This window comes from Enterococcus sp. AZ062, assembly GCF_051715065.1.
Taxonomy (GTDB): domain Bacteria; phylum Bacillota; class Bacilli; order Lactobacillales; family Enterococcaceae; genus Enterococcus_B; species Enterococcus_B mundtii.
Genome location: NZ_JBIOTB010000001.1, coordinates 211,585 through 236,420 on the forward strand (window position 1 = coordinate 211,585; position 24,836 = coordinate 236,420).

Sequence of the window (24,836 nt, forward strand, 5' to 3'; positions counted from 1 at the left end):
TTCTGTTGCACGAAGTTGCATACAACGATCTTGTAGTTGTTCGTTACCTGTTCTTTTATGAAATATAGAAAATGAAAAGTGTAGGAGAAGCGTATGGCTGAGAAGAAAACATGGGTACATAGAACCATCCAAGTCGCACCACTCGTTGGATTAAGTATTTTTTTCATATTGATCATGTATGGTTATCGACATGGCATCTTTCAATCGGCAGATTCTTTGCAACAATTCATGCAACAGTTTGGGAGCTATGCGATCATTTTATTTATTCTTATCCAAATCATCCAAGTGATCATTCCGATTCTGCCAGGAGGGATTTCTTCTGTTGCAGGGATGTTGATGTTTGGAAATGTCTTTGGGTTGCTGTATAGTTGTATTGGCTTGATTATTGGTGAAGCAATCGGCTTTTTATTCGTGCGTTATTATGGTACGAGTTTTGTCCGTTTTATCTTATCACCAAAAAAATTCAAAAAATTTGAACAGCTAGTCATTGAAAAAACAAACAATATCAAAAAGGTATTGATCGTTACTTTACTTTTGCCTTTTGCGCCAGATGATTTGATTTGTCTCGTCGCTGGGTTGACGAAGCTTTCATTTAGAGAATACATGCAAATCGTTATTCTTTTAAAACCTTGGTCGGTCGCTGTATATAGTATGATCATGTTGTTTTTATTCCAACAGGCACAAGGGCATTTTTAGTTCATTGAACGGGGGAGAGTAAATGTTGGAGAAAGTAATAGTAACTGAGAAAGAACTCGATGAACTCGTGGCAGTTATCCATGACGTATGGCCAGAAGCCTTTACGCCGATCATCGGTCAAAAGCAAGTCGCTTATATGTTGGAGACATATCAATCAAAAGAACAGATTGAAAAAGAATGTGCAACAGGAGTCAATTATTTCTTATTGAAGCTAGATGGGCGGACGGTTGGCTATACTGCTTATGAAAAGATGGGTTCTTCGATCTATTTAAGTAAACTCTATATTCTTCGAGAAGTACGAGGGAAAGGTTTGACCTCTGAAATTTTTCGTTGGTACGAACAACTAGCAAAAGAAACAGAAGCACAGGAGATTTTCTTGCGTGTCAATCAAGGAAATCAACAAGCAATCGCAGTCTATCAACATCAGGGATTTGTCATTGAGGGAGAGTTGATCAGCGATATCGGCGAAGGATTTCAAATGGTTGATTATAAAATGAAAAAAAGACTCGCATAAAAAGCTTGCTTGTGTTAAAGTATACGTTATGCGACGGGTCGAGAAGATCTCTGAACGTTAGAGGTCTAATTGATTTTGGCGGCACATGATCCACGGATCACCTACCGGATGTAGGCGTGCTGGACAAGACTTTTGTGGAGAAGGGCTTGTCTGTCTGAATCTTTCAGGCACCAGTGAGTGGCGAACAGAAATGTTCAACACTCAAAAATAAGCAGGGATTCCCAAATTTGCTAGTCAAATTTTGTGGAGTTCCTGCTTTTTTTTCTATCGGTTGACTGCGGATCAGTGTGCTGCTTTCACAACCTCTATAGGGTGTTGGCTGCTTTGCTCCTATGGTATAATCAGTTTTGTACCTACAGACATGTGGGTATGTCTATAGAGATGATGCGTTGACATGACAAGTCGCTCATGTTTAACACGTAAGGAGTTTTTATATGATTGATAAAATCAAACGATTTGGGCGGAACTTTACCCAGACGACACCTTTTATTTTGAGTAATACGGTTATCTTGGTGCCGTATCTTTTATTTTTAAGTTTGAGTGATGGGAACCAATGGTTATCGATTTTACCCTTCACTTTGTTCTATACCTTTCGCATGACAGGTCTGTTTTTAGTTAGTAGTATTCGCTTTGGTCTGGATAGCTATACCTTGTTGATGATTTCTTTATTGATGGGTGGTGCAGGTTCGTTGATCGGGATTTTCGGTGTCCTTTATTTCCCGTTGTATTATCTATCAAGTGTACTTTTAGGACTAAGTGCGGCATGGCTGATCCCCACAAATATCACAGTGAATTACCATGAAAAACAACAGGGATTCACGAACATGTCAGCCAATAAATTTCCATTTGCGATTTTGTTGTTGCTTCTTTTGTTTCGGGTGATCGAGCTTCCTGGGTCAACACAAGTCGTCATGACGTTAGCTTTATATACATTGTTCTATATTATGGCATACCATACGGTCAGTCATTATCCACGCTACGAATTAGATTTTAAAGAGATGAAGTCGAATGTGGTAGTTACCAAAGAGTTGCTTTTATTTATCGGCTTTTTCGTTTTGTTGTTTCTTTTGAGAAATGCTCGTTTGTTGATTGACCCTGCGTTATTTGATGTGGCAATCTATGGATTTATGCTGTTGTTTCTATTTGCGGCTTTTTATCTTGGGAGAGCGAGAAAGCATTGGAAATTACCCACTTGGTTGAATAGTTTTACTTTTTTGAATGGCATGTTAGGCAATTTTCTTTTTTTATTCGGGACACTTTATATCGGTCGTATCTATGGTTTCGACTATTTGGGCGTGTATATGTATTTACCTTATGTTGCAGGGATGGTGTTAGCTAAAATCATTGGCAATCAAGTGATCCAGATTCCGACGATCGAACCAGTCCTCATTCAACTAGCCGGAGTATTTAGTTCGTTGATGGTACTGTTACTTCCACAAATCGGTTTTGTGGTTGGCTTATTCTTATTAAGTTTTTGGCATGCGATAATAGGCAGTTGGTTGAATCGTACGTATTATGAGATCGACGCAGAAATACCGATGGATAATCGCGTGATCAAGAAGTTTACGACGCAAAACAAAGGAAGTGTGACCCATCAATTCTTATTGATGTCATTGATGTTGTTGATGGCACAATGGTTGGACAAACCTGTGAGTGTATTGCTCCAACTGACTGGTAGTCTGAGCGTGCCAAACGCGATGATCCAATTGTTAGTTTACGTAAAATGGATAAATGTCAGTGTATTGCTCCTTGGGGTAACTGCTGTTTATCTTTTATGGAGGAAAGAACATGCGAAAAATATTCATTGATGGTGACGGCTCTCCAGTGAAAAATGATGTGATTGAAATTGCGGCATCTTTTCAATTAGAGGTAATGATCGTGACAAGTGTCGATCACTATACTAATAAAGAGTATCCAAGTTATGTACAGTTTGTTTATGTCGATAAAGGGGCAGACAGTGCAGATTATAAAATCGTCGGGCTGATCAAAAATGGTGATTTTTTGATCACTCAAGATTATGGCTTAGCTTCACTGGTCTTACCTAAAGGTGTTAGAGTCTTTCATCAATCGGGGAAAGAGTTTGATACCACGAACATTGACGGATTATTGGAACAACGTTACCAAAGCAGTAAGTTGAGAAAAGCGGGTATCCGGACGAAAGGGCCGAAGCCTTTCACTCACGAAGATCACCAACGGTTCAAAGAAGCGCTGATCCGAGCGCTTAAAGAAAGTTGAATAGAATATAAAACAGGTGAACATTGTTTCTAACTAAACAGAAGCGGTGTTCATCTTTTTTATTGCTAAAATAAGTACGATATCTTTGATTGATTCTATAACAAAAGATATAATTATGAAGATTATTTAATTATATAATCATATATTTTTAACCAAAAAAGAAGGGAGTGCAGAAAATGAAACATGTGAAGGCGTTGGTGGTAAAAGCAATCATGATTTGGGCAATTTTGTGGATCGTTTTAACGGGACTGTATGGTGTTAGTTTCATGGATTCAACGATTGTCGGAGTAATCATTGTTGTCATGATCTATGTATTAGGTGATTTGGTGATTTTACGAAAAGTAGGAAATATCGCGGCTACAATTGCAGATGCTGGTTCAGCTGCAGTCATTCTATGGTTATATCTTTATTTTATGAACGATATGACGGATATTTGGATGAAGGTTTTAATACCTGCGTTATTGATCGGGATCGCTGAATGGTTCTTCCATAAGTGGTTGTTGTCACAAAGAATCGTACCAGATGAACGAAAAATGAAATAATCAAACAAAAAAAGCTGAAATTATCAAATAGATAGCGAGCAAAAGGCTACAGACTAAAAAACAGGAATAGTGTGTATCCTTAACTCTAATCATCAAGCAATGAGGTTGTGTCAAAAGCACACAGCTTAAAAAATAAACGAGAACATCCGAAAATAGTTTCATATTTTGGGATGTTTTCGTTTATTTCCGTCGTTTTTTATAATAGTTGATCAATGTATCGATGGCTAAAAAGAGAATGACTACAGCTGCGATCGTATACGTGAATATACCTAATAGTGTAATAAAATTGATTTGATCGTCTGGTGCAGCTTGGACGAGCAGCGAAGAACCGACGATCAATGCGGCGAGTATCACACCAAATACTAAGCGGTTCACCATACTTTCGATCCGGTTCATCAGTTGGTCTTGTTTCTTTAGTTCCAAATTGATTTTTCCTTGTCCAGAACGCCAAGTTTCTAGAAGATGGTAGACTTGCTGTGGGATTTTCGGTACGGTTTTGATACCATCGAGTATATCTAAGCCCGCTTGCTTCAATGTATCTTCGACAGAGAGATGTGCTAAGAAATATCGTTGTGCAATGGGCGTAGCGACTTCCATCAAAGATACTTCAGGATCAAGGACACGAATCACTCCTTCTAATGTGCTAAACGCTTTAAGCAATAACGTGATATCACGATCGATTTGTAAGTTGTTCTGATGGCAAATCGAGACGATCTGCGCAAAGACTTCTTGCAAGTCGATTTCTTCAAGGGGGAGGTCTAAATATTGTGTCAAAAAGCTAGCGAGTTGTTGATGGAATTCACTTTCATCAAAAGGCCCTTCTTGTTGACATAAGTTGATGACGGCTTTTTCAATACGGTAAATATCTCGTGTATAAATCGCTAAAACGATTTCCATCAGCTTTTGTCTTAGCGAAGCGGAGAGACTACCCATCATACCGAAATCAATATAACTGATTGTATATGGTTGCAACGGTTCAGTGACAGTAGCAGTCGTTTTGAAAGAAATCGCGCCTAGTTGTTTTTGGTGTTCTTTTGTGTCTGTCGTTACATTTTCTGAAAGTTCTTCAACGCTCAAAGGATGGAACAATAAATTCCCAGGATGTGGATCGGCATGAAAAAAACCATCGTCAAAGATTTGCTTCATAAAATGTTCAATCAATCGTTTAGCCACTTGTTGTTTCAATTGAGTATTCGTAAGTGTCTCAATGAGACGTTCATCCGTTTCTTCAAGATTCATCAATTGGTTGAAGTTCTTTCCAGACATTTCTTCCATCACAATGACTTTTTTTGTGCAAAGTGCCTCATAGATTTTAGGGGATCTAATTTCATACCAATGGTTGTTTAGGTCATAGAAACGTGCGCCATTTTGACTTTCTTTGTAGAAGTCCAACTCGTTTGTCAATGAACGTTTGACTTCTTGCAACACGCCTTTTAAATCGATGACGCTTGTTTCAGGAATATATTTGATCAAAGGAATCGCCCGTTCGAATAACTGTAAGTCCATCATGATTTCCTTCGCAATATTTGGATGTTGGACTTTTACAACGACTGCATCGCCATTCTTTAACGTTGCACGATGCGCTTGACCCATAGAGGCAGAAGCGAAAGGTGCTTTATTGAAGCTAGTAAAAATCGTTTCTAAGGATGCGTCTAATTCCTGTTCAATCGTTTTTTTCGTCGTGACAAAGGGATCACTTGGTACATTGTCTTGCAATGTTTTGAATGTCTTAGTAAACTCAGCAGAGAGTAAGTCATCACGTACAGAAAGCATTTGCCCAATTTTTATAAAGGTTGAGCCAAGTTCTTCAAAGGCTTTTTTTACTTGTTCAGGATTTTTTTGTTGGATCAGATTAGGCAGAACATTTTCTTTGATGAATACGTGAATGATTTCTGTTAAGCGGCTTCGAGAAGTAGTTTTGGTCATAACTATGCCTCCTTTCTCTTATCATAACGATAAAGAAAAAAAGCGACAACTATTCCGCTGTTTTTTGAATAAAATGACACGTACCTCACCTTTTTTCAAATAAGCTGTTTGCATCTTTTGTTTTTGTGCTAAAATATGAAGTAAAAATGAATGATATCGAATACAGGAGGAAAATCTTTTGAAGATTACTTTATTATATGGTGGACGCAGTGCGGAACACGAAGTTTCGATTCTTTCAGCGTTTTCCGTTTTAAATGCTATTTATTATGCTTATTATCAAGTACAGCTCGTATTTATTAGTAAAGACGGCCAATGGGTCAAAGGCCCATTGTTGACTGAAAAACCTACAAGTGAAGAAGAATTGCACTTGACGTGGGACCCAAGTGGGAAAATGACAGAAGGATTTACCGGCACTGTCATCAATCCAGGAGAGATCAAAGAAGAAGGAACCATCGTCTTCCCAGTTCTACACGGTCCAAATGGCGAGGATGGCACGATCCAAGGATTCTTGGAAACCTTGAATATGCCTTATGTCGGTGCGGGTGTGTTGACGAGTGCTTGTGCCATGGATAAGATCATGACAAAATATATTTTACAAGCAGCCGGAGTACCGCAAGTACCTTATGTTCCAGTTTTGAAGAATCAATGGAAAGAAAATCCTAAAAAGGTATTTGACCAATGTGAAGGCTCATTGCTTTATCCGATGTTCGTGAAGCCAGCAAATATGGGTTCGAGCGTGGGGATCACTAAAGCTGAAAATCGAGAAGAATTACAGAATGCCTTAGCAACAGCTTACCAATACGATTCACGTGCCATCGTGGAACAAGGAATCGAAGCACGGGAGATCGAAGTCGCTGTTTTAGGAAATGAAGACGTCCGCACGACCTTGCCTGGTGAAGTGGTGAAAGACGTGGCATTTTACGATTATGATGCGAAGTACATCAATAATCGCATCGAGATGCAGATTCCAGCCGAAGTACCAGAAGAAGTCCATCAAAAAGCACAAGAGTATGCAAAATTAGCGTATACGATGTTAGGTGGAAGTGGCTTGAGCCGTTGTGATTTCTTCTTGACGAATAAAAATGAATTATTCCTGAATGAATTAAATTCAATGCCTGGATTTACAGCATTCAGCATGTACCCATTGCTTTGGGAAAATATGGGCTTGAAATACGGTGACTTGATTGAAGAGTTGATCCAATTAGGCTTGAACCGTTATAATCAAAGACAAAGTTTCTTTGACTAATTGAAACGTAATCAGCACAAGTATGTATGTGTCGAAGTAGTATGTATAGCAAAATAAAGGTTGTGGATGATCATCTGGTACTGATTGAAAGCGAAAGATTTTTACTATTCGACGCTATCAGTATTGGCGATTTTCACCACCTTTTTTGTTCCTATTCCTATAGGACTACTGGTCTAAATCGAAAGGACAGAGAATGGATGAACATAACAATACAAGAAATTGCTCAAGCAGTTGGAAGTCACCATGAGTCAACCCAATCAATCACAGGAGTAGAATTTGATAGCCGCAAAATCAAAGAAGGCGATTTGTTCGTTCCTTTAGCTGGCGCAAGAGATGGGCATGAATTTATTGAACAAGCTATCGCAAATGGGGCAGTTGCTTCTTTTTGGAGTTGGGCAGCCGAAAAGGCACCAGAGGGGATCGAGATCATACCAGTTTCTGATCCTTTAAAAGCAATGCAAGAGTTGGCGCAATACTATTTGAAAAAAGTTGGGGCAGATGTGGTGGCTGTTACCGGTAGTAATGGGAAGACGACCACAAAGGATCTAACAGCTTCTGTCTTAGCGCAAGGATATAAAACTTATAAAACACAAGGAAATTACAATAATAATATTGGCATGCCTTATACGATCTTGCATATGCCTCAAGATACTGAAAAAATCGTTTTAGAAATGGGAATGGATCATGCCAATGAAATTACGGAACTCTCGTTGCTGGCACAACCAAAAGTTGCAGCAATCACAATGATCGGTGAGGCTCATATCGAGAATTTAGGGTCACGAGAAGGTATCGCCAAAGCAAAAATGGAAATTGCTGACGGGTTGCTACCAGACGGATTATTGATCGTACCGAATAATGAACCATTGTTAGAACCGTTGATTGCTCCGTTGTCTCAAAAAATCAAGACGTTTGGAATCGAACAAGGCGATATTTCTGCACAACGAATCATCGAAGAAAAGCAACAAACGACATTTATCGTTGAAGGCGAATCATTCACGATCCCTTTACCTGGTAGCTATAATGTGACGAACGCGCTGATTGCTTATGCGATCGGGCAGTTTTTCGAGTTGTCTCTGTCGGAAATCCGACGAGGTCTAGCAACTGTCACAGTGACACAAAACCGAACAGAATGGCTGACTGCTAGAAACGGGGCAGCGATCTTAAGCGATGTTTATAATGCCAATCCTACAGCTATGGGATTAGTCTTAGATACTGTAGCAAGCCTCCCAGCAGCGGGACGAAAACTTGCCGTGTTAGCCGATATGTTGGAGCTAGGGGTAGACTCGCCTCTCATGCATGCTTCCATGAGTGAACATATTTCTTCAGACATCTTTTCGATGATCTTTTTGTATGGAAAAGAAATGCAGGCGTTAAAAGATGCTTTGGCTCAGAAATATCCTGATTTGCCGGTTTATTATACCGAAGAAAATAAAGAGCAATTGATTGCAGCGGTGATTGCTGAGATCCAGCCAGATGACACGATTGTACTAAAAGGTAGTAATAGTATGGGCTTGATTGAAGTGGTCGAACGACTACAAGAAATGAAATAAAAACTGTAAACTTGCAGAAAACAATAAATTATGCTAGAATAACCTATTGCCGAAAGATGAAGAGAAATTGGACTGGCTTGATGATGAAATGCGAAAGCCAGATGTCATAACAATGATAAAGCTGAACGCGACCCGTTTGGCTTTTCTAATGCCTAAACTTCGCAAAGTGATTTTTCGGTGGTGCCACAGGGGCTAAGAATGGATGGGAAACGTGCGTGGCCACTGTCAAAAAAGCAACAGACACTTTGACCGAACAAAAGACGGGGTAGCAAACTATAGCTACATCCTCAGTTAACAACCATATAGGAGGATTCATTTGAAATTTAAAGAACTAGAATTATCACCAGAATTATTAAAATCAGTAGAACGTGCAGGATTTGAAGAAGCGACACCGATCCAATCAGAAACGATCCCACTTGCTTTACAAGGTAAAGATGTGATTGGACAAGCACAAACAGGAACAGGTAAAACTGCTGCGTTTGGCTTACCGATGTTAGAGAAAATCGATGCAAATCGTCAAGAACTACAAGGATTGGTTATTGCACCAACACGTGAATTAGCGATCCAAACACAAGAAGAACTTTATCGTTTAGGACGTGACAAACGTGTCCGTGTCCAAGCTGTCTATGGTGGCGCCGATATCGGTCGCCAAATCCGTGGATTGAAAGACCGTCCACATATCGTCGTTGGTACACCGGGTCGTATGTTAGACCATATCAACCGTCACACATTGAAACTTGGAACAGTTGAAACATTAGTATTAGATGAAGCAGACGAAATGTTGAACATGGGCTTCTTAGAAGATATCGAAAGTATTATCTCTAAAGTACCAGACCAACGTCAAACACTATTGTTCTCAGCAACAATGCCACCAGCAATCAAAAACATCGGTGTGAAATTCATGAAAGATCCAACACACGTGAAAATCAAAACCAAAGAAATGACTGCTGATTTGATCGATCAATACTATGTACGCGCAAAAGAATACGAAAAATTCGATGTGATGACTCGCTTGCTCGATGTACAATCACCAGAATTAACGATCGTCTTCGGACGTACAAAACGTCGTGTAGATGAATTAGCTCGTGGCTTAGAAGCTCGTGGCTATCGTGCAGAAGGTATCCATGGCGACCTTTCCCAACAAAAACGTATGAGCGTATTACGTTCATTCAAGAGTGGTCATTTAGATATTTTAGTTGCTACAGACGTAGCTGCACGTGGTTTAGATATCTCAGGAGTTACTCATGTATACAACTATGATATCCCACAAGACCCAGAAAGCTATGTTCACCGTATCGGTCGTACTGGTCGTGCAGGTAAAGGTGGTATGTCAGTAACTTTCGTTACACCAAACGAAATGGGTTACTTACATGTTATTGAAAACTTAACGAAAAAACGTATGACAACTTTACGTCCACCGACTGAAAAAGAAGCATTCAAAGGACAACTAGGCGCTGCTATTGAACAAATCGAAGAAAAACTTGAAGAGAATGGCTTAGATAAATATCTGCAAACTGCGGATAAATTATTGGAAGAATACTCTGCTCAAGATTTAGTCGCTTTATTGTTGAAAACAACAGCCAAAGATCCATCAGATGCAACACCAGTAAAAATCACACCAGAACGTCCATTGCCAATGCAGAAAAAAGGCTACAACAAAAATGGTAAACGTGGTGGCGGAAGTGGCGGCGGAAACAGCCGTAATCGTCGTGATAATGGCAACTACCGTGGCAACAAAAATTCAAAAGGTAGCGGTAGCTACAGCAAAAACCATAACAAACAAAAAGACAATGGTGGAAAACGCACAAACGACAAAAAACGTGGTTTCGTGATCCGCACGAACAACGACTAATCCACATGTAAAGGGGTGGTCTCAGAAGGACCATCCGAATAAGCCCGTCAGATCCAAAAATAGCTTACCTATTTTTGGCCTTGACGGGCTTATTTTGTATTGTTTATTTGGAATTGATAGATAATAAAAAAACAAACATACTCTCTCTTTCATTACATAAAGAAGTAGAGATCATAGGGTAAAAATCTACTAATAATGGGAAGTCTAAGAGTATTAAGTATAAATTTAACGTAGTTCCTCCTTTTAGCAGGTAATTTAGATAACTTTAACAAAAATGTTATTTAAAAAAATAAAATATTTAGCTTTTTAAGGATATAGCAACAAATTTTTGTTTTTTTTGTTTATTAAGTAAAAATAATTTCTTTTTTTATGCGTGATCCATGGTAAATTAGAATTAATACCAATAAAATGATTTTATAAACAAACAAGGCGGAAAATGATTTATATATCAGCTGTTTTTCGAATTGTACGTCTTATTTTTTTGAAAAACGTTCGTAAAAAAAGCAATGAAGTGACTTGAACTGTTTTCTTTGCGTCAGAGATTTTTAGCAATCAATTCTCAATGGTTTTTTATTGGAGAAAATGAAGAAGTGGTTTTTCACTAGGAAACAACTTTCATTTTTGTTATTTCTAGACTTATTGGTGGTAAATTGTCTAAAATTTGGTAGAATTAGAGTGTTCTAAAATTTTTTGAAAAGAGAATCGTGTATGATAAAAGGGATTGGGATTGATGCAGTTGAACTGTCGAGGATTGCTAAGATTATTAAAGAAAAGCAAAACTTTATTGATCGTGTACTGACACCAAGTGAAATCGAAATGTTTCGTTTGCTGCCATTTCATCGTCAGGTTGAGTTTTTAGGCGGTCGTTATGCATGTAAAGAAGCTTTTTCAAAGGCTTGGGGAACAGGGATCGGTAAAGTTACCTTTCAAGAGATCGAAATTTTAAAAAATGGATCAGGACAACCAATTGTAACGAAATCTCCACATGAAGGAGCAGTCTGGGTCAGCATCACACATACAGACGAGTTAGCTTTTGCACAGATTATTTTAGAAGACTAGAAAGAAGGAAGAACAATGGTTATTGCTTGGCATCGTCCGACAAAAGCAATTGTACATAAACAGGCAATTACAGAAAATGTAGCAAATGAAATAGCACGATTGAATGGGAAAGAATTGTTTGCTGTTGTCAAAGCAGATGGTTATGGTCATGGAGCAATCGAAACAGCAGAAGCTGCAAAAAAAGGTGGAGCTTCTGGTTTTTGCGTAGCTACTTTAGATGAGGGAATCGAGCTGAGAGAGGCAGGTTTCACACAACCTATTCTTGTATTGAATATGGTTCCGATCGATGCGTTGACACTTGCAGTCATCCACGATCTATCTATTACTGCGGGAACAAAAGAATGGTTGGAAGCTGCGGCTACTTATATAGCAGAACGACATCTAGAATATTTATTGAAATTGCATTTGAAAGTCGATACCGGAATGGGAAGAATTGGCTTTCTCAATAGTGCAGAAGTGAATGAGGCTGTGGAAATCATCCAAGATAGTCCCAATTTAGAATGGGAAGGGATCTATACTCATTTTTCTACAGCAGATCAAGCAGATACCACCTATTGGGAACAGCAGAACCAAAAATTCAGTGAGATCATCGAAAGTCTACCTACTTTACCAAGATATATCCACAGCAGTAATAGTGCCACTGCATTATGGCACGAAAAAGCTATAGGCAATATGATCCGCTATGGGGTAGCAATGTATGGCTTGAATCCATCCGGTCACGCGTTAGCGGAAGTGTATCCCCTACAACCAGCGCTTGAACTTGTATCTGAATTGATCCAAGTGAAAGAGTTGTCAGCAGGAGAAGGTGTAGGTTATGGAAAAACCTATACGACTTCAGCTTCAGAATGGATCGGAACTGTACCAATCGGTTACGCAGATGGTTGGTTACGGAAAATGCAAGGTTTCTCATTATTAGTGGAGGGAAATTATTGTGAGATCATTGGTCGTGTATGCATGGATCAATTGATGATCCGTCTGCCCTATCAAATGCCAGTAGGAACTAAAGTTACGTTGATCGGGAAAAATCAACAGGCTAAAATCACAATGCAAGATGTAGCAGATCAATTGGGTACGATCCATTACGAAGTCGCATGTGTGCTAGGGCCCCGTATACCTAGAGAATATCAAGAGTGAGGAGAGGCGTATGGTAAAAAGAGGAGATATTTATTTTGCTGATCTTTCTCCGGTGGTAGGATCAGAACAAGGTGGGACAAGACCGGTCTTAGTGATTCAGAACAATTTAGGTAATCATTTTAGTCCAACGGTCATCGTAGCAGCAATCACTGCGAAAATGGCGAAACCTAAATTGCCCACACATATAGGAATCAAAGCGACCGGAACAGGGATCGAAAGAGACTCAGTCATTTTACTTGAACAAATCAGAACGATTGATAAGTCCAGATTAAAAGAAAAAGTCTGTCATTTAGAACGATCGATCATGTTAGATGTCGATCGTGCATTGAAAATCAGTGTTGGTATCGAAGCGCTTGTCCCAGTGTCAAAATAAAAGACAAAAACAGCACGTTTATACATAAAAAATAGCACCGTGTGTTTAGTCAATCATTGCGCGATTCAGCGCTTGGCAACAACAAAAAAAGAGGAACTTCAACGGTCTGGGACATTCGTCCCATCGCACCACCTAAAACCGAATAAACGGCGGGAATAGAAGTAACCTCTTCGAAAATAAGGCGCCATCCACAAAAATTTGAAAAACAATTTTCGTGGATGGTGCCTTATTTCTCGAAGCTAAACACTTCGATCCCGACCTCTGGCTGTCGTGCCTTTTTTTGTTTGTGTGGTTCAGGTTTACCGGATTTTCCAGTTCTATCAGAAGATTTAGTTTATAAAATAACGATGCATATATATTGAAAATAAGATTATAATTTTATGAGTAACCAATTTAGACATTTTTTTAGAAACTATGGTAAGCTTTTTATAACAGATTTATTTGACTACACATAAAAAATTCTCGGGATGCTACATTTGGTAGTGGACTAGCGAATAAAAGAAGATTAATTATTTGTTAAGCAAAAGATGACAATATTCGGACAGTTTGATTTAACTGTCAAAAAATTAGTTGCTTGATTGAAAATAGGATTGAAAATCGTATGGTTTTCATGATAAAGTGATGCAGCTGAAACAAAAAAAGGTGATGAATATGAAATCAATAAAAAATACAATAAACTTATATTTACTTGATTGGAAACGAATTTTTAAAAATCCTGTTGCGACTCTTTTGATCATCGCAATTATGATCATTCCTTCATTATATGCTTGGTTCAATATCAAAGCATTATGGGACCCTTATGGTAATACAGGGGAATTACCGATTGCTGTTTATAGTGCAGACAAGCCGGCTGAGTTTGAAGGACAAGAAGTCGCTATCGGAAAAGAAGTACTAAAATCATTACATGAAAATAAAGATTTAGGTTGGCAGTTCGTTGACTCTAAAAAAGAATTAGAAGACGGTGTACGGTCTGGGGAATATTATGCTGGTATCTATTTGCCAGAGAATTTCTCGGAGGATTTATTAAGCTTTACGAGTGGTGATATCAAAAAGCCGGAAATTGAATATACAGTCAATGAAAAAATCAATGCCATTGCACCAAAAATTACAGATAAAGGTGCATCTACGATCCAATCACAAATCTCCAGTGAATTTATTCGAACGGCGAGCGAAACTTTACTAAAAGTCTTTAATGAAATTGGGTACGATATTGATACAAACCTAGTAAGTATCAATAAAGTAAAATCAATGATTCTATCAACAGATGAAAACTTGGATACGATCGATGGCTATACCCAACAAGTACTTGATCTACAAAAACAACTTCCAGATATCAAAGACAAATTAGCGAAAGCAAATGAATTTGTTGATTATCTCCCAGAAGTAGATGAGATGGGACAAAAGGTCGTTGAATTGAACGATAAAATGCCAGAATTAAAGGAACAAGCCAAAATCATTCTTGACCTTCAACAAAAAATCCCAGAGATCCAAGATGCTGGACGACAAATTGCTGAAATCGACAACGATTTTTCATCAATCGAAGAAACGATGAATCAAGGAATCGAGGAAGCAAAACAAGGATTGACCATCATCCAACAAGTCCAAGACATCTTACCTGATGTGAAAAATTTAGAATCACAAGCGAAGAATCTCGCAGCGGATACCAAAACGGGCGCTGAACAATTAAAAGAAGCCGTACCAGGTATCACGACAAGCGTGAAGACGACGTTAGATTCGATTGGGCAAGTAGCGACCACAACAGGTTCATTAGCGAAAACAATCGAAAATGCTGTCGAAGATGGGCAATTGACAGCTGAGGAAAAAGAAAATATCAATAACTTGTTAACTAATTTTATCAACGGTATTAATGAGCAACAACAAGCAACTGACAAGTTGATTTCATTTTTGGAAGATTTACAAGCCAACGCTGGTAATACAAAACTACAACCTATTATTGATACATTGAAAAGTGTCAAACCAGTATTAACTGATTTACAAAACCGATTAACACGATTAAATGAAGCTGTTCAGGCAGGAGATATTTCTCAAGTTACTAGCCTTTTAGAAGAAGTACAAACTGCTGCTAATTCTGTCAACGGATTGATCAGTAGTATCAATGTAAATGAAGTCAGCACCACCGTTGAATCGATCTTGACTCAAGTGATCGATACGATCAGTACGGCGCAAGGTGCGTTGAGTAAAGCAGATCAAATCGACTTTGATTCGCTATTAAATTCAACCAAAGCAACCGTAACAAATGCGGTGGCGATCTTAGAGAAATATCAAAAAGAAATGCCTGCAATCGGTCAAGAGGTCCATGATGCAAATACGATGCTAAACGGTAATATGGAAACGATCGTAAATGGAATCAATAAGGGAGCTGACCTATACAATAACGACTTACCTGTATTAGAAGAGAAACTTGGTTTAGCTGCTGATTTTATCCAAAATGATTGGCCAACAATCAAAAATGAAATCAATACCACAATGACCACCGTCAACGATAAAATGCCAGAAGTCGAAACAGCGGTGAATGCTGCGGCAGACTTGATCACGAATGACTGGCCAAACATCAAAGCTGGTATCCAAAAAGCCGCAGATGCGATCCGTAAAGGAGAAGAAGAGGTTGATCTTGGGGAAGTCATCAAACTCTTGAAATTAGATGCGACAAAGGAAAGTGAATTCTTTACGATGCCTGTGGAACTACAAACTAATTCGTTGTATCCAATCCCTAATAATGGATCAGCAAGTACACCGTTCTATACTGCGCTATGTTTGTGGGTAGGTGCGGTCTTACTTTCAAGTGTCGCTACAACAGATTACTATTTAGATAAAAAAGCGCGTAAAAACTATACAAAACGGGAACAGTTTGGCGCCCGCATGTTGACCTTCTTGACGATGGCGATCGCTCAAAGCTTGATCGTTACTTTAGGGAACATGTTCTTGCTTGGTGTGTATGTAGTGAATCCAGTCTACAGTGTACTGTTTGCTGTTTTGATTGCTTTGTCATTTATGATGATCGTCTATGTTTTAGCAGCGCTGTTTGACAATGTCGGCAAAGGGATAGCCATCATTATTCTTGTCTTGTCCATATCTGGTGGTGGTGGGAACTATCCAATTCAAGTTTCAGGGAAATTTTTCCAAATGATCAATCCTTTCTTGCCATTTACTCATGCAGTCAACCTCTTACGTGAATCAGCTGGTGGTATCTATTGGCCAAATGCCCTACATGCGATTTTGATATTAGTCGGCATATTTATTGTCGTAGGGATCGTTGGTACAGTGTCGTATCCATTTGTGAGTGAAAAAATGAAGAAATTCAAAGAAGCTGCGCATGAAAGTCGAATCTTCCACTAGAAACGTGATACCATCTATTCGTTTCTCGTAAAGATTTTAAGACTCTGTTTTTAAGTGAAGACGAGCTTAGGATAACGTTATTTTCCTAAGCTCGTCTTTTTTCTGTACCAGAGAAAGCAAGTGGTTTAATCATGGAAATCACTCTAAAAATGAATTAAAAAAATATGGGGATTTTCTATCGATATTTTTCCCGAATTTTGTTGACATTTAAAGGTCAAGGGCGTACTATAACATCTTGTTTACTATAAAAAATGACACCTGTAATTCGTAGGGGAAAAGGTGTGTAAAGGAGCATAGAAATTGGATTACTTAAAAAGGTTGTTAGTAGGGAAGCCGTTGAAGTCGGCGGAAAACGACGAGCATAAATTAACAAGGTTTGCTGCGTTAGCACTACTATCTTCCGATGCGTTGTCATCGATTGCGTACGGAACAGAACAAATTGTTGTGGTATTAGTGGCGTTGTCTGCTGCTGCGATCTGGTATTCATTGCCAATTGCTGCATTTGTTATTATTTTATTGATTTCATTAACTCTTTCTTATCGGCAGATCATCCACGCTTATCCACACGGGGGTGGGGCTTACGTTGTTAGTAGTGAGAACCTCGGTAAAAATGCTGGACTGATTTCGGGCGGGTCTTTATTGATCGATTATATGCTGACTGTTGCGGTTTCCGTCTCAGCCGGTGCAGAGGCGATTACTTCTGCTATACCAGCTCTATATGGGCATCAAGTAGCGATTTCAGTGACTATCGTCCTCTTGTTGATGATGTTGAACTTACGTGGACTGAGAGAGTCAGCTTCGTTTTTACTATTCCCAGTCTATACATTTATTCTCGTCATCTCCTTATTGATTGTCGTTGGTTTGTTTAATATCGTGACTGGGGCAGTACCATTACAAGCAACAGCACTGCCTGGTGCAGTTGTCCCTGGGGTTTCCGTCGCATTGATCTTACGGGCTTTTTCTTCTGGTTCTTCTTCATTGACTGGTGTAGAGGCAATCAGTAATGCGGTACCGTTCTTCAAAAAGCCACGGGCGAAAAACGCAGCGATGACCTTGACGATGATGGCATTGATCTTAGGGTTCTTTTTTGTAGGGATCACGTTTATCAACTATTGGTATGGAATTGTTCCTGAAAAAGAAGTAACTGTTCTTTCCCAAATCGGACAAGCTGTTTTTGGACATGGGATCTTGTATTATATCTTGCAATTTGCGACAGCCTTGATTTTGGCAGTGGCAGCAAATACAGGGTTTTCTGCCTTTCCAGTATTAGCGTATAACTTAGCAAAAGATAAATTCATGCCTCATATGTACCAAGATCGTGGTGATCGTTTAGGGTACTCAAATGGGATCATCACGCTTGCATTAGGGTCGATTGTGCTATTGTTTATTTTCAATGGCTCTACTGAACGATTGATTCCACTGTATTCCATTGGTGTATTTATCCCCTTTGCATTATCGCAAACAGGAATGGTCATCAAATGGAAAAAAGAAGGCAAAAAGTGGTGGACGAAATCAATTGCGAATATTACGGGTGCATTTATCTCTTATGCCATCATCGCAATTTTATTTGTTTACCGCTTAGGTGATATTTGGCCGTTCTTCATCATCATGCCAATCGTCATGTTCGTCTTCTATAAAATCCATGATCATTATAAAAAAGTAGCAGAACAACTTCGATTAGAAGACGAAGTAAACTTACACGAGTATGAAGGAAATACGGTTTTGGTACTTGTAGGGAACGTTACGCGGGTAAATACCGGAGCGTTGAATTATGCGCGTTCGATCGGTGATTATGTTGTTGCTATGCACGTTTCATTAGATGAGGATATCGAAAAGGAAAAAGAGATCCAAGCAGAATTTAAAAAGCATTTTCCAGATGTGCGTCTTTCAATCGTCCATTCTTCTTATCGGTCGATCCAAAATCCGATTTTGCGTTATGTGGATATAGTCAGCAAGAATGCTGCAAAACAAAATTATACGACGACCGTATTGATTCCACAGTTTGTACCAAATCGCAGATGGCAGAATATCTTGCATAATCAGACGAGTCTGAGATTGCGTTTACGTCTTTCTTGGCGTGAAAATATCGTCGTAAGTACGTATAGTTATCATTTGAAAAAATAATTACATGATAGTGAGTATCAATTTTAGAGGTCGGGACAGAAGTGTTCAGCCTCGAGAAATAAGGCGCCATCCACGAAAATTGTTCTTCAAATTTTTGTGGATGGCGCCTTATTTCCGAAGAGGTTACTTCTGTTCCCGCCGTTTATTCGATTTTAGGCGGGGGTAGAGAATTGATGTTCCACTCCCTTTTTTATAGTTATGTGAAATTGGGTTGGGTATTCAATTTTACGAAAAATGTATTCACGTTGTATTTATATTATGATGATAATAGATAGAATGGAGGGCGAAGATTATGAAGACTAGGAAACAAGGTAATGCGATTGTTTTAACTGTACCTACTAAATTTGGCATAGAAGAAAATGTTGAGTATATTGCTGTTAAGGGAGAAGACGATACAATCACGTTTATAAAAAAGAAAAAAAATATTTTTGATGAAGCATTTGAAAATGATGAAACAATTAATGCAAGTGCTGGATTTCCTGAGGATTCACTTGTAGGAAAGGAAATTATTTAATGGTATATACTATTAATGGCTATACGCCTAAACAAGGAGATTTCGTGATTATTAATTTCAATCCTAGCATAGGTAGAGAGATTAAAAAAAGAAGACCTGCAATTGTTGTCAGTGCGAACCATTATAATGCAGTAACAGGGATGTGTGCGGTTTGTCCAATTACTGATACGAAATATAAAAACTATATTGCATTAGATAAGAGTCATAAACTACAAGGATATATCAATCCTTTTCAAATCAAAACATTTGATTTTATGGAAAAGCAGAGAAATGTACGCTTTGTAGAGAAAGCCACTCTAGCTGAGTTAGGTGAAGTGGCACAAATCATTGATATGGTGTTTGATTTTTCATCATTATTGTCAGAGTAAGTAGCAACTCATTTATTTATAGTTTATATAGAACTGTACATACCAGAAGATTTAGTCAATGATTATCAATCTGAACTTCAGTAAAAAAACACCACCAAATCAAGCGTTTATTTCTTGAACTGGCGGTGTTTTCAATTGTTTAAAGATAGAAATCTATTGGGTTCAATTATGCATTCTCTATGTTCATCATCTTGAATGCTTTGCCGCAGGGTCTAAACGGCGTTCGATGATCCCTAAGACCCAGTCGGTGATGATTGCCATGAAGGCTGTTGGCAAGGCTCCGGCTAAGATGATCGACGTACCATCTGTGGCATTGGTCCCACGAATGATGATGTCTCCTAATCCGCCAGCTCCGACGAAGGCACCGATGGCGGTGATCCCGATGGCAACGACCAAAGCATTTCTAATGCCTGCCATAATGACTGACACAGACAACGGTAGTTCTACCATAAAGAGACGTTGGCTGGCTGTCATCCCCATCCCTTTACCGACATCAAGGATATTTTTGTCGACTTGGATCATCCCAGTGTACGTGTTCTTGATGATCGGCAATAGCGAATACAAGAACACCGTGACGATCACGACATTGACCCCTAAACCTAACCCGATCATCAAGATCGAGATCATGGCTAACGAAGGAATCGTTTGGATGATATTTGCAAAACGGATCACCCAATTGGCTAACTTACGTTTTCGTGAAATAAGAATACCAACGGGGATACCGACGATTGCTGCAAAAAGTACGCCATAGATCGAAATGAGAAAGTGACGTAGGAACTGTGAAAAGACATACGTACCATTCTCTTGAAAATAATAAATAAATTGTTCAAGCCAATTCATGTTTTCCATTATCGTCACTCCCCTCCAAAGTATTGGTTTTCTTTTAAAAAGCGCTCTGCGACGACAGAAGGCTCAACCAAATTATTATCTGCTTCATAGTTCAATTGTTGCATTTTTTCAGTGCTGATCGTATTACTTAATTTTGTTAATGCTTCTGCTAATCCCGGCGTATCTTTTAATAGTTGATTATCTACAACCGGTGCAGCGTCATAAGGTGGGAAAAAACTCAAGTCATCTTCTAGCATGACTAGATCATAACTAGCGATACGACCGTCTGTGGAATACCCTAAAACGATATCCATTCGCCCAGCTTCTACGGCGTCATAGACTAGACCGATCTGCATAGGCAAGATAGAATCAAATGAAAAGCCATATGTTTCTTTGAAGCCGTCATAGCCATCTCCTTTACGATTGATCCAGGAAGTATCCACTCCAGCGACAAGTTCATCGGCGACATTTTTCAAGTCACTGACTTTCTTTAAATTGTATTTTTCCGCAGTATCTTTGCGAACAAGAAAAACGTAGGTGTTCTCGAACCCATAAGAAGGGAACCAGGTTTGATCATACCTTTTTTCAAATTCACGTTTTACGATATCGAACGCTTTTGCGGGATCTTTTTCAGGTGGCAGATTAAGGGTAGTCGTCAAATCTGTCCCTGTATAGCGAGCGGCAGAAATCGAAGCATCTCCGTTGATCATCGCTTGATGATTGATTGTTGTCGTCGCTAAATTATTGATGATCGTCGTATTTTTTTCTGTATAATGTTCGATCATCCCGGCAACGATACTGGCAATGATCTGAGCTTCAGAAGTGATCCCACCGGTGATAGAAATCGTATCTTCATCCGTATTACTTGCCAATCCTGGGAAGGAGCAACTTGCAAGTAATAAGACGGTCAATACGAGAACGACACTATTTCTGATTCGTTTCATTCGTCATTCTCCTCCCTCAATGCGATCGGAGTTAACCGATTCTCCAATAGTCCTAATAAGAAATCTGCAAGCAATGCTAAGATCGTTACAGGGATCGTTCCAGCGAAAATCAAATCGGGTTGATAATTATTCAAACCGCTAAAAATCAAATCGCCTAGCCCGCCTGCGCCGATGTAAGAGGCGAGGGTTGCCCATGCAATCACATAGACTGCTGCTAACCGGATACCTGCCATGATCGTCGGCATAGCGATCGGCAATTCGACAGAAAAAATCGATTGGATATTTGTCATCCCCATGCCTTTTGCGACATCGCGGTAATTCCAATCCACATTTTTCATCCCAATATAGGTATTTCTTAAAATAGGTAAAAGGGAATAGATAAATAGGGCAATGATTGCAGGCAATTTACCGACACCGAATAAAGGAATCATAAGTGCTAATAGGGCAAGAGAAGGGACCGTTTGTAACGCACTGGTCAGACCAATAACAATCGTTGCGACTTTAGGAAAACGCGTCAAAAGAACACCTAAAGGAACAGCAACGGCAATCCCGATGACCAATGCAATTGCTGAAATATAGAGATGTTCGAGACTTTTTGAGAGGATCTCAGCGCCATGTTGTTGAAAAAATTCGGCCATTGGTTAAACCTCCTTTGTTTCAGATGGCGTACCAATTGCATCAGTAAGCGATGATTCTTCGCCCCAGATCACGTCATAGACGATGTCGACAAGAGATGCTCGAGTTAAAATACCAACGACTTTATTTTGTTCATCAACTACTGGCACATATTTTAAGCCACGTTTTAAGATTCGTTGTAGGGTATCACGTAAGTAAGCGGATTGTTTTACATAAAAAACATCCTTGTTCAAGATATCGCCAACACTTGAGACTTTGCCACGTTTTTTATCGATTGTTTCAACATCGATAAATCCTTTTAAGGTATTTGAATTATCAGTCACTAAAAGCGTATCGACACGTTTTTCACGCATCAATTTGATGGCTTCTTGCAATGATTTTTCTGGTGTGATCGTGATGGCTTGGTTCAGCATGACTTCGCCTACTTTTGTTGTATCTGGTTTGGCTTGAAGTAAGCGATCTTCACCGATCAATTCTTCGACAAATTCATTGGCAGGGTGGCGTAAAATGTTTTGTGGGGTATCAAATTGAATGACTCTGCCTTCGCTCATGATTGCGATGCGACTGGATAATTTGATTGCTTCATCCATATCATGTGTCACGAAGACAATCGTTTTTCCTAAACGTTCTTGCAGATCCTTGACTAAATCTTGTAAGGAATCTCTTGTGATAGGGTCTAGTGCACCAAAAGGTTCATCCATCAAAATGATGTCTTGGTTCGCCGCTAATGCACGAACGACACCGATACGTTGCTGTTGACCACCAGATAACTCATGTGGGTAACGATCAAGCATTTCACGAGGAAGCTCCACCAAGTCGATCATTTTCTCTGCTGTTTTGTTCCGTTCTTCTTGGCTGACCTTCAATAATTTTTGCACAAGAGTGATATTTTCTCGGATCGTCATGTGAGGCATCAAACCGATACTTTGGATCACATAGCCGATTTGTCGTCGGAGTTCAACAGGGTTGATTTCTTGGATCGACTTTCCATCAATCAAAATCTGACCTTCTGTCGGGTCCGTCATGCGGTTAAGCATCCGCATCGTAGTGGTTTTTCCGCTACCACTTGTACCGATAAAACAAATAAATTCGCCCTTTTCAAAAGAAATGTTGACGTTCTCGACTGCGACTTTTCCACCTTTATAAATTTTTGATACATTCTGAAATTCGATCATATTTGCACCTCTTCTTTTCTTTTCCATAAAGAATGTTCTTATAATAGTATGCCTAAAATAACTAAGGAATACAAATTTGATGATTTATTTACTATACAAATAACTAGACTAGTAGGCGTTTTTTGAATTTATAAATAAAATATAGCTGAAAAGATAACGTAACTAATCAAAAATGAATGGAATGATAAGATTTTTGCTTTTTGGCATTGTCGGCATAAAATGGTAAAATAAAAGGGCCAAACAGAGAAAGTGAGTGACGATATGTTAACAACAGAAGATTTCGATTTTGAGTTACCCGAAGAACTGATTGCCCAAACACCATTAAAAGACCGGGATCATTCCCGATTACTTGTAGTTGACCGCAAGACAGGTGAGATGATGGATAAACATTTTCATGAAATCATTGAGGAATTAAATCCTGGTGATGCGTTAGTGATGAATAATACACGCGTATTGCCTGCGCGCTTATACGGTGAAAAAGTAGAGACGGGTGCCCATTTAGAAGTATTGCTTTTGACCAATACGGAAGGTGACACGTGGGAAACACTGATCAAACCAGCCAAACGTGCCAAAGTAGGAACGGAGATCGTTTTTGGTGACGGCCGTCTAAAAGCAGTTGTGAAAGAAGAGCTAGATCATGGTGGACGAATCATTGAATTTGCCTATGAGGGGATTTTCTTAGAGAATCTAGAAGCACTTGGTGAAATGCCGTTGCCTCCTTATATCAAAGAACGGCTAGAAGATCCAGATCGCTATCAAACTGTCTATGCAGAAGAGAATGGCTCAGCAGCTGCGCCAACTGCTGGCTTGCATTTCACGACAGAATTATTAGATGAAATCAAAGCAAAAGGCGTAGAGCTTGTCTATTTGACACTTCATGTCGGTCTAGGCACCTTCCGTCCAGTGAGTGTCGATAAAATCGAAGAGCATGAAATGCACAGTGAATTTTATCGTTTGACCGAAGAAGCTGCTACTCGTTTGAATCAAGTTCGCCAAAATGGCGGGAAAATCGTGGCAGTAGGAACGACATCGATCCGCACATTAGAAACGATCGGTACGAAATTTGATGGTGAGATCAAAGCAGATAGTGGTTGGACCGATATCTTTATTACGCCAGGGTATGAGTTCAAAGTAGTTGAAGCTTTTTCTACGAATTTCCACTTGCCAAAATCCACTTTAGTGATGCTAGTCAGTGCGTTTGCTGGTAGAGAATTGACATTATCAGCTTATCAACATGCCATTGATGAACGTTACCGTTTCTTCAGTTTTGGCGATGCGATGTTTGTGAAGTAACTTTTTAAGATAAAAAAGACCCCGACTCTCGATTAGTCGGGGCTTTTGTGCTTCGGAAGGAAACAAATAAATAGAATTAGTGTAACTTTCCATAGAACATGCAAAGTACGGTGTTGAATTTCTTCTTGATAAACAAAAAATCTTGTTTTCTTTACATCTTCAACAGTTGAATCATCTCTTGTTCCTATTCAATTTTCAGATGTTCATGTTATTTAATTGTTACGTATCCCACTACTTCTTTTTTTGAACGATTTTCGTTTCAAACAGTCATACGCATTCACTATTTATAATGGTTACTTCACATGCTCGTTAAGGTGAAACTTGTACTTCTAACAACTTTGTTTGCTTATACTACTCTATCGAGAAATTCTTCTATCTATTTGTCTTTTCCTCCTTCCTTATGGTTAAATCATACCACGTTTTGGTAGCGTTTGCAATGAATATGTATCGATTATTTTAAAATATTTCTC

General features: G+C 39.1%; 21 protein-coding genes. 16 read left to right on the top strand and 5 right to left on the bottom strand.

Features of this window, described 5'->3' with window-relative positions; all coding sequences use genetic code 11:
• The first annotated feature begins 93 nt into the window (after nucleotides 1-93).
• The 5 genes from IGJ00_RS01030 (at nucleotide 94) to IGJ00_RS01050 (ending at nucleotide 3,987) form a co-directional block, all read left to right on the top strand.
• Nucleotides 94-696: a TVP38/TMEM64 family protein gene (locus IGJ00_RS01030; RefSeq protein WP_074799588.1), complete on the top strand. Its 603-nt coding sequence runs from the start codon at nucleotides 94-96 to the stop codon at nucleotides 694-696.
• A 25-nt stretch (nucleotides 697-721) separates the two neighbouring features.
• Nucleotides 722-1,210, top strand: coding sequence for a GNAT family N-acetyltransferase (locus tag IGJ00_RS01035; RefSeq protein WP_177187663.1), 489 nt, complete (start codon nucleotides 722-724; stop codon nucleotides 1,208-1,210).
• A 434-nt stretch (nucleotides 1,211-1,644) separates the two neighbouring features.
• Nucleotides 1,645-3,018, top strand: a complete 1,374-nt coding sequence (locus IGJ00_RS01040; protein WP_074799589.1) for a hypothetical protein — start codon at nucleotides 1,645-1,647, stop codon at nucleotides 3,016-3,018.
• Complete coding sequence (locus IGJ00_RS01045; RefSeq protein ID WP_071866118.1) at nucleotides 2,999-3,445, top strand: YaiI/YqxD family protein; 447 nt, start codon at nucleotides 2,999-3,001, stop codon at nucleotides 3,443-3,445. The genes IGJ00_RS01040 and IGJ00_RS01045 overlap by 20 nt, the downstream gene beginning before the upstream one ends.
• Before the next feature lie 176 nt (nucleotides 3,446-3,621).
• Nucleotides 3,622-3,987, top strand: a complete 366-nt coding sequence (locus IGJ00_RS01050; protein ID WP_071866119.1) for a DUF2512 family protein — start codon at nucleotides 3,622-3,624, stop codon at nucleotides 3,985-3,987.
• A gap of 180 nt (nucleotides 3,988-4,167) precedes the next feature.
• Here IGJ00_RS01050 and IGJ00_RS01055 read toward each other — a convergent pair whose 3' ends face one another.
• Nucleotides 4,168-5,913 carry an ABC1 kinase family protein gene (locus IGJ00_RS01055; RefSeq protein WP_438844015.1) on the bottom strand — a complete coding sequence of 582 codons (1,746 nt, stop codon included), beginning with the start codon at nucleotides 5,911-5,913 and terminating at the stop codon, nucleotides 4,168-4,170.
• Nucleotides 5,914-6,091: 178 nt separating this feature from the next.
• On the opposite strand from IGJ00_RS01055, the gene IGJ00_RS01060 reads away from it, so the two are divergent.
• The 10 genes from IGJ00_RS01060 (at nucleotide 6,092) to IGJ00_RS01105 (ending at nucleotide 19,490) form a co-directional block, all read left to right on the top strand.
• Complete coding sequence (locus tag IGJ00_RS01060; RefSeq protein WP_019722696.1) at nucleotides 6,092-7,159, top strand: D-alanine--D-alanine ligase; 1,068 nt, start codon at nucleotides 6,092-6,094, stop codon at nucleotides 7,157-7,159.
• Between the two features lie 197 nt (nucleotides 7,160-7,356).
• The gene (locus IGJ00_RS01065; RefSeq protein ID WP_438844016.1) at nucleotides 7,357-8,709 is read left to right on the top strand and encodes a UDP-N-acetylmuramoyl-tripeptide--D-alanyl-D-alanine ligase; all 1,353 of its coding nucleotides are present in this window, start codon (nucleotides 7,357-7,359) and stop codon (nucleotides 8,707-8,709) included.
• Nucleotides 8,710-9,025: 316 nt separating this feature from the next.
• On the top strand, nucleotides 9,026-10,561 hold the full coding sequence (gene cshA, locus IGJ00_RS01070) for a degradosome RNA helicase CshA (protein ID WP_074799594.1): 1,536 nt from the start codon (nucleotides 9,026-9,028) through the stop codon (nucleotides 10,559-10,561).
• A 708-nt stretch (nucleotides 10,562-11,269) separates the two neighbouring features.
• Nucleotides 11,270-11,620 carry a holo-ACP synthase gene (gene acpS / locus IGJ00_RS01075; RefSeq protein ID WP_010736606.1) on the top strand — a complete coding sequence of 117 codons (351 nt, stop codon included), beginning with the start codon at nucleotides 11,270-11,272 and terminating at the stop codon, nucleotides 11,618-11,620.
• 15 nt (nucleotides 11,621-11,635) lie between these two features.
• The gene (gene alr, locus IGJ00_RS01080; RefSeq protein WP_071866123.1) at nucleotides 11,636-12,754 is read left to right on the top strand and encodes an alanine racemase; all 1,119 of its coding nucleotides are present in this window, start codon (nucleotides 11,636-11,638) and stop codon (nucleotides 12,752-12,754) included.
• Nucleotides 12,755-12,764: 10 nt separating this feature from the next.
• Nucleotides 12,765-13,127: a type II toxin-antitoxin system PemK/MazF family toxin gene (locus IGJ00_RS01085; RefSeq protein ID WP_019722700.1), complete on the top strand. Its 363-nt coding sequence runs from the start codon at nucleotides 12,765-12,767 to the stop codon at nucleotides 13,125-13,127.
• Nucleotides 13,128-13,778: 651 nt separating this feature from the next.
• Complete coding sequence (locus IGJ00_RS01090) at nucleotides 13,779-16,484, top strand: YhgE/Pip family protein (protein WP_438844017.1); 2,706 nt, start codon at nucleotides 13,779-13,781, stop codon at nucleotides 16,482-16,484.
• 300 nt (nucleotides 16,485-16,784) lie between these two features.
• Complete coding sequence (locus IGJ00_RS01095) at nucleotides 16,785-18,608, top strand: APC family permease (protein ID WP_010736602.1); 1,824 nt, start codon at nucleotides 16,785-16,787, stop codon at nucleotides 18,606-18,608.
• A gap of 292 nt (nucleotides 18,609-18,900) precedes the next feature.
• Complete coding sequence (gene mazE / locus IGJ00_RS01100) at nucleotides 18,901-19,122, top strand: type II toxin-antitoxin system PemI/MazE family antitoxin (RefSeq protein WP_019722427.1); 222 nt, start codon at nucleotides 18,901-18,903, stop codon at nucleotides 19,120-19,122.
• On the top strand, nucleotides 19,122-19,490 hold the full coding sequence (locus IGJ00_RS01105; protein WP_019722426.1) for a type II toxin-antitoxin system PemK/MazF family toxin: 369 nt from the start codon (nucleotides 19,122-19,124) through the stop codon (nucleotides 19,488-19,490). Before mazE ends, IGJ00_RS01105 begins: the two co-directional genes overlap by 1 nt.
• Nucleotides 19,491-19,676: 186 nt before the next feature.
• Here IGJ00_RS01105 and IGJ00_RS01110 read toward each other — a convergent pair whose 3' ends face one another.
• Genes IGJ00_RS01110 through IGJ00_RS01125 form a run of 4 tightly spaced genes read right to left on the bottom strand, consistent with a single transcriptional unit; the run spans nucleotide 19,677 to nucleotide 23,073 of the window.
• A complete protein-coding gene (locus IGJ00_RS01110) occupies nucleotides 19,677-20,339 on the bottom strand; it encodes an ABC transporter permease (protein ID WP_019722425.1) in 663 nt (220 codons plus the stop codon).
• A 5-nt stretch (nucleotides 20,340-20,344) separates the two neighbouring features.
• On the bottom strand, nucleotides 20,345-21,262 hold the full coding sequence (locus tag IGJ00_RS01115) for an osmoprotectant ABC transporter substrate-binding protein (RefSeq protein ID WP_019722424.1): 918 nt from the start codon (nucleotides 21,260-21,262) through the stop codon (nucleotides 20,345-20,347).
• A complete protein-coding gene (locus tag IGJ00_RS01120) occupies nucleotides 21,259-21,900 on the bottom strand; it encodes an ABC transporter permease (protein WP_010736596.1) in 642 nt (213 codons plus the stop codon). Before IGJ00_RS01120 ends, IGJ00_RS01115 begins: the two co-directional genes overlap by 4 nt.
• Before the next feature lie 3 nt (nucleotides 21,901-21,903).
• On the bottom strand, nucleotides 21,904-23,073 hold the full coding sequence (locus tag IGJ00_RS01125) for a betaine/proline/choline family ABC transporter ATP-binding protein (protein WP_071866126.1): 1,170 nt from the start codon (nucleotides 23,071-23,073) through the stop codon (nucleotides 21,904-21,906).
• A gap of 261 nt (nucleotides 23,074-23,334) precedes the next feature.
• Here IGJ00_RS01125 and queA point away from each other — a divergent pair, with 261 nt between their 5' ends.
• On the top strand, nucleotides 23,335-24,366 hold the full coding sequence (gene queA / locus IGJ00_RS01130; protein ID WP_071866127.1) for a tRNA preQ1(34) S-adenosylmethionine ribosyltransferase-isomerase QueA: 1,032 nt from the start codon (nucleotides 23,335-23,337) through the stop codon (nucleotides 24,364-24,366).
• Nucleotides 24,367-24,836 lie beyond the last annotated feature (470 nt).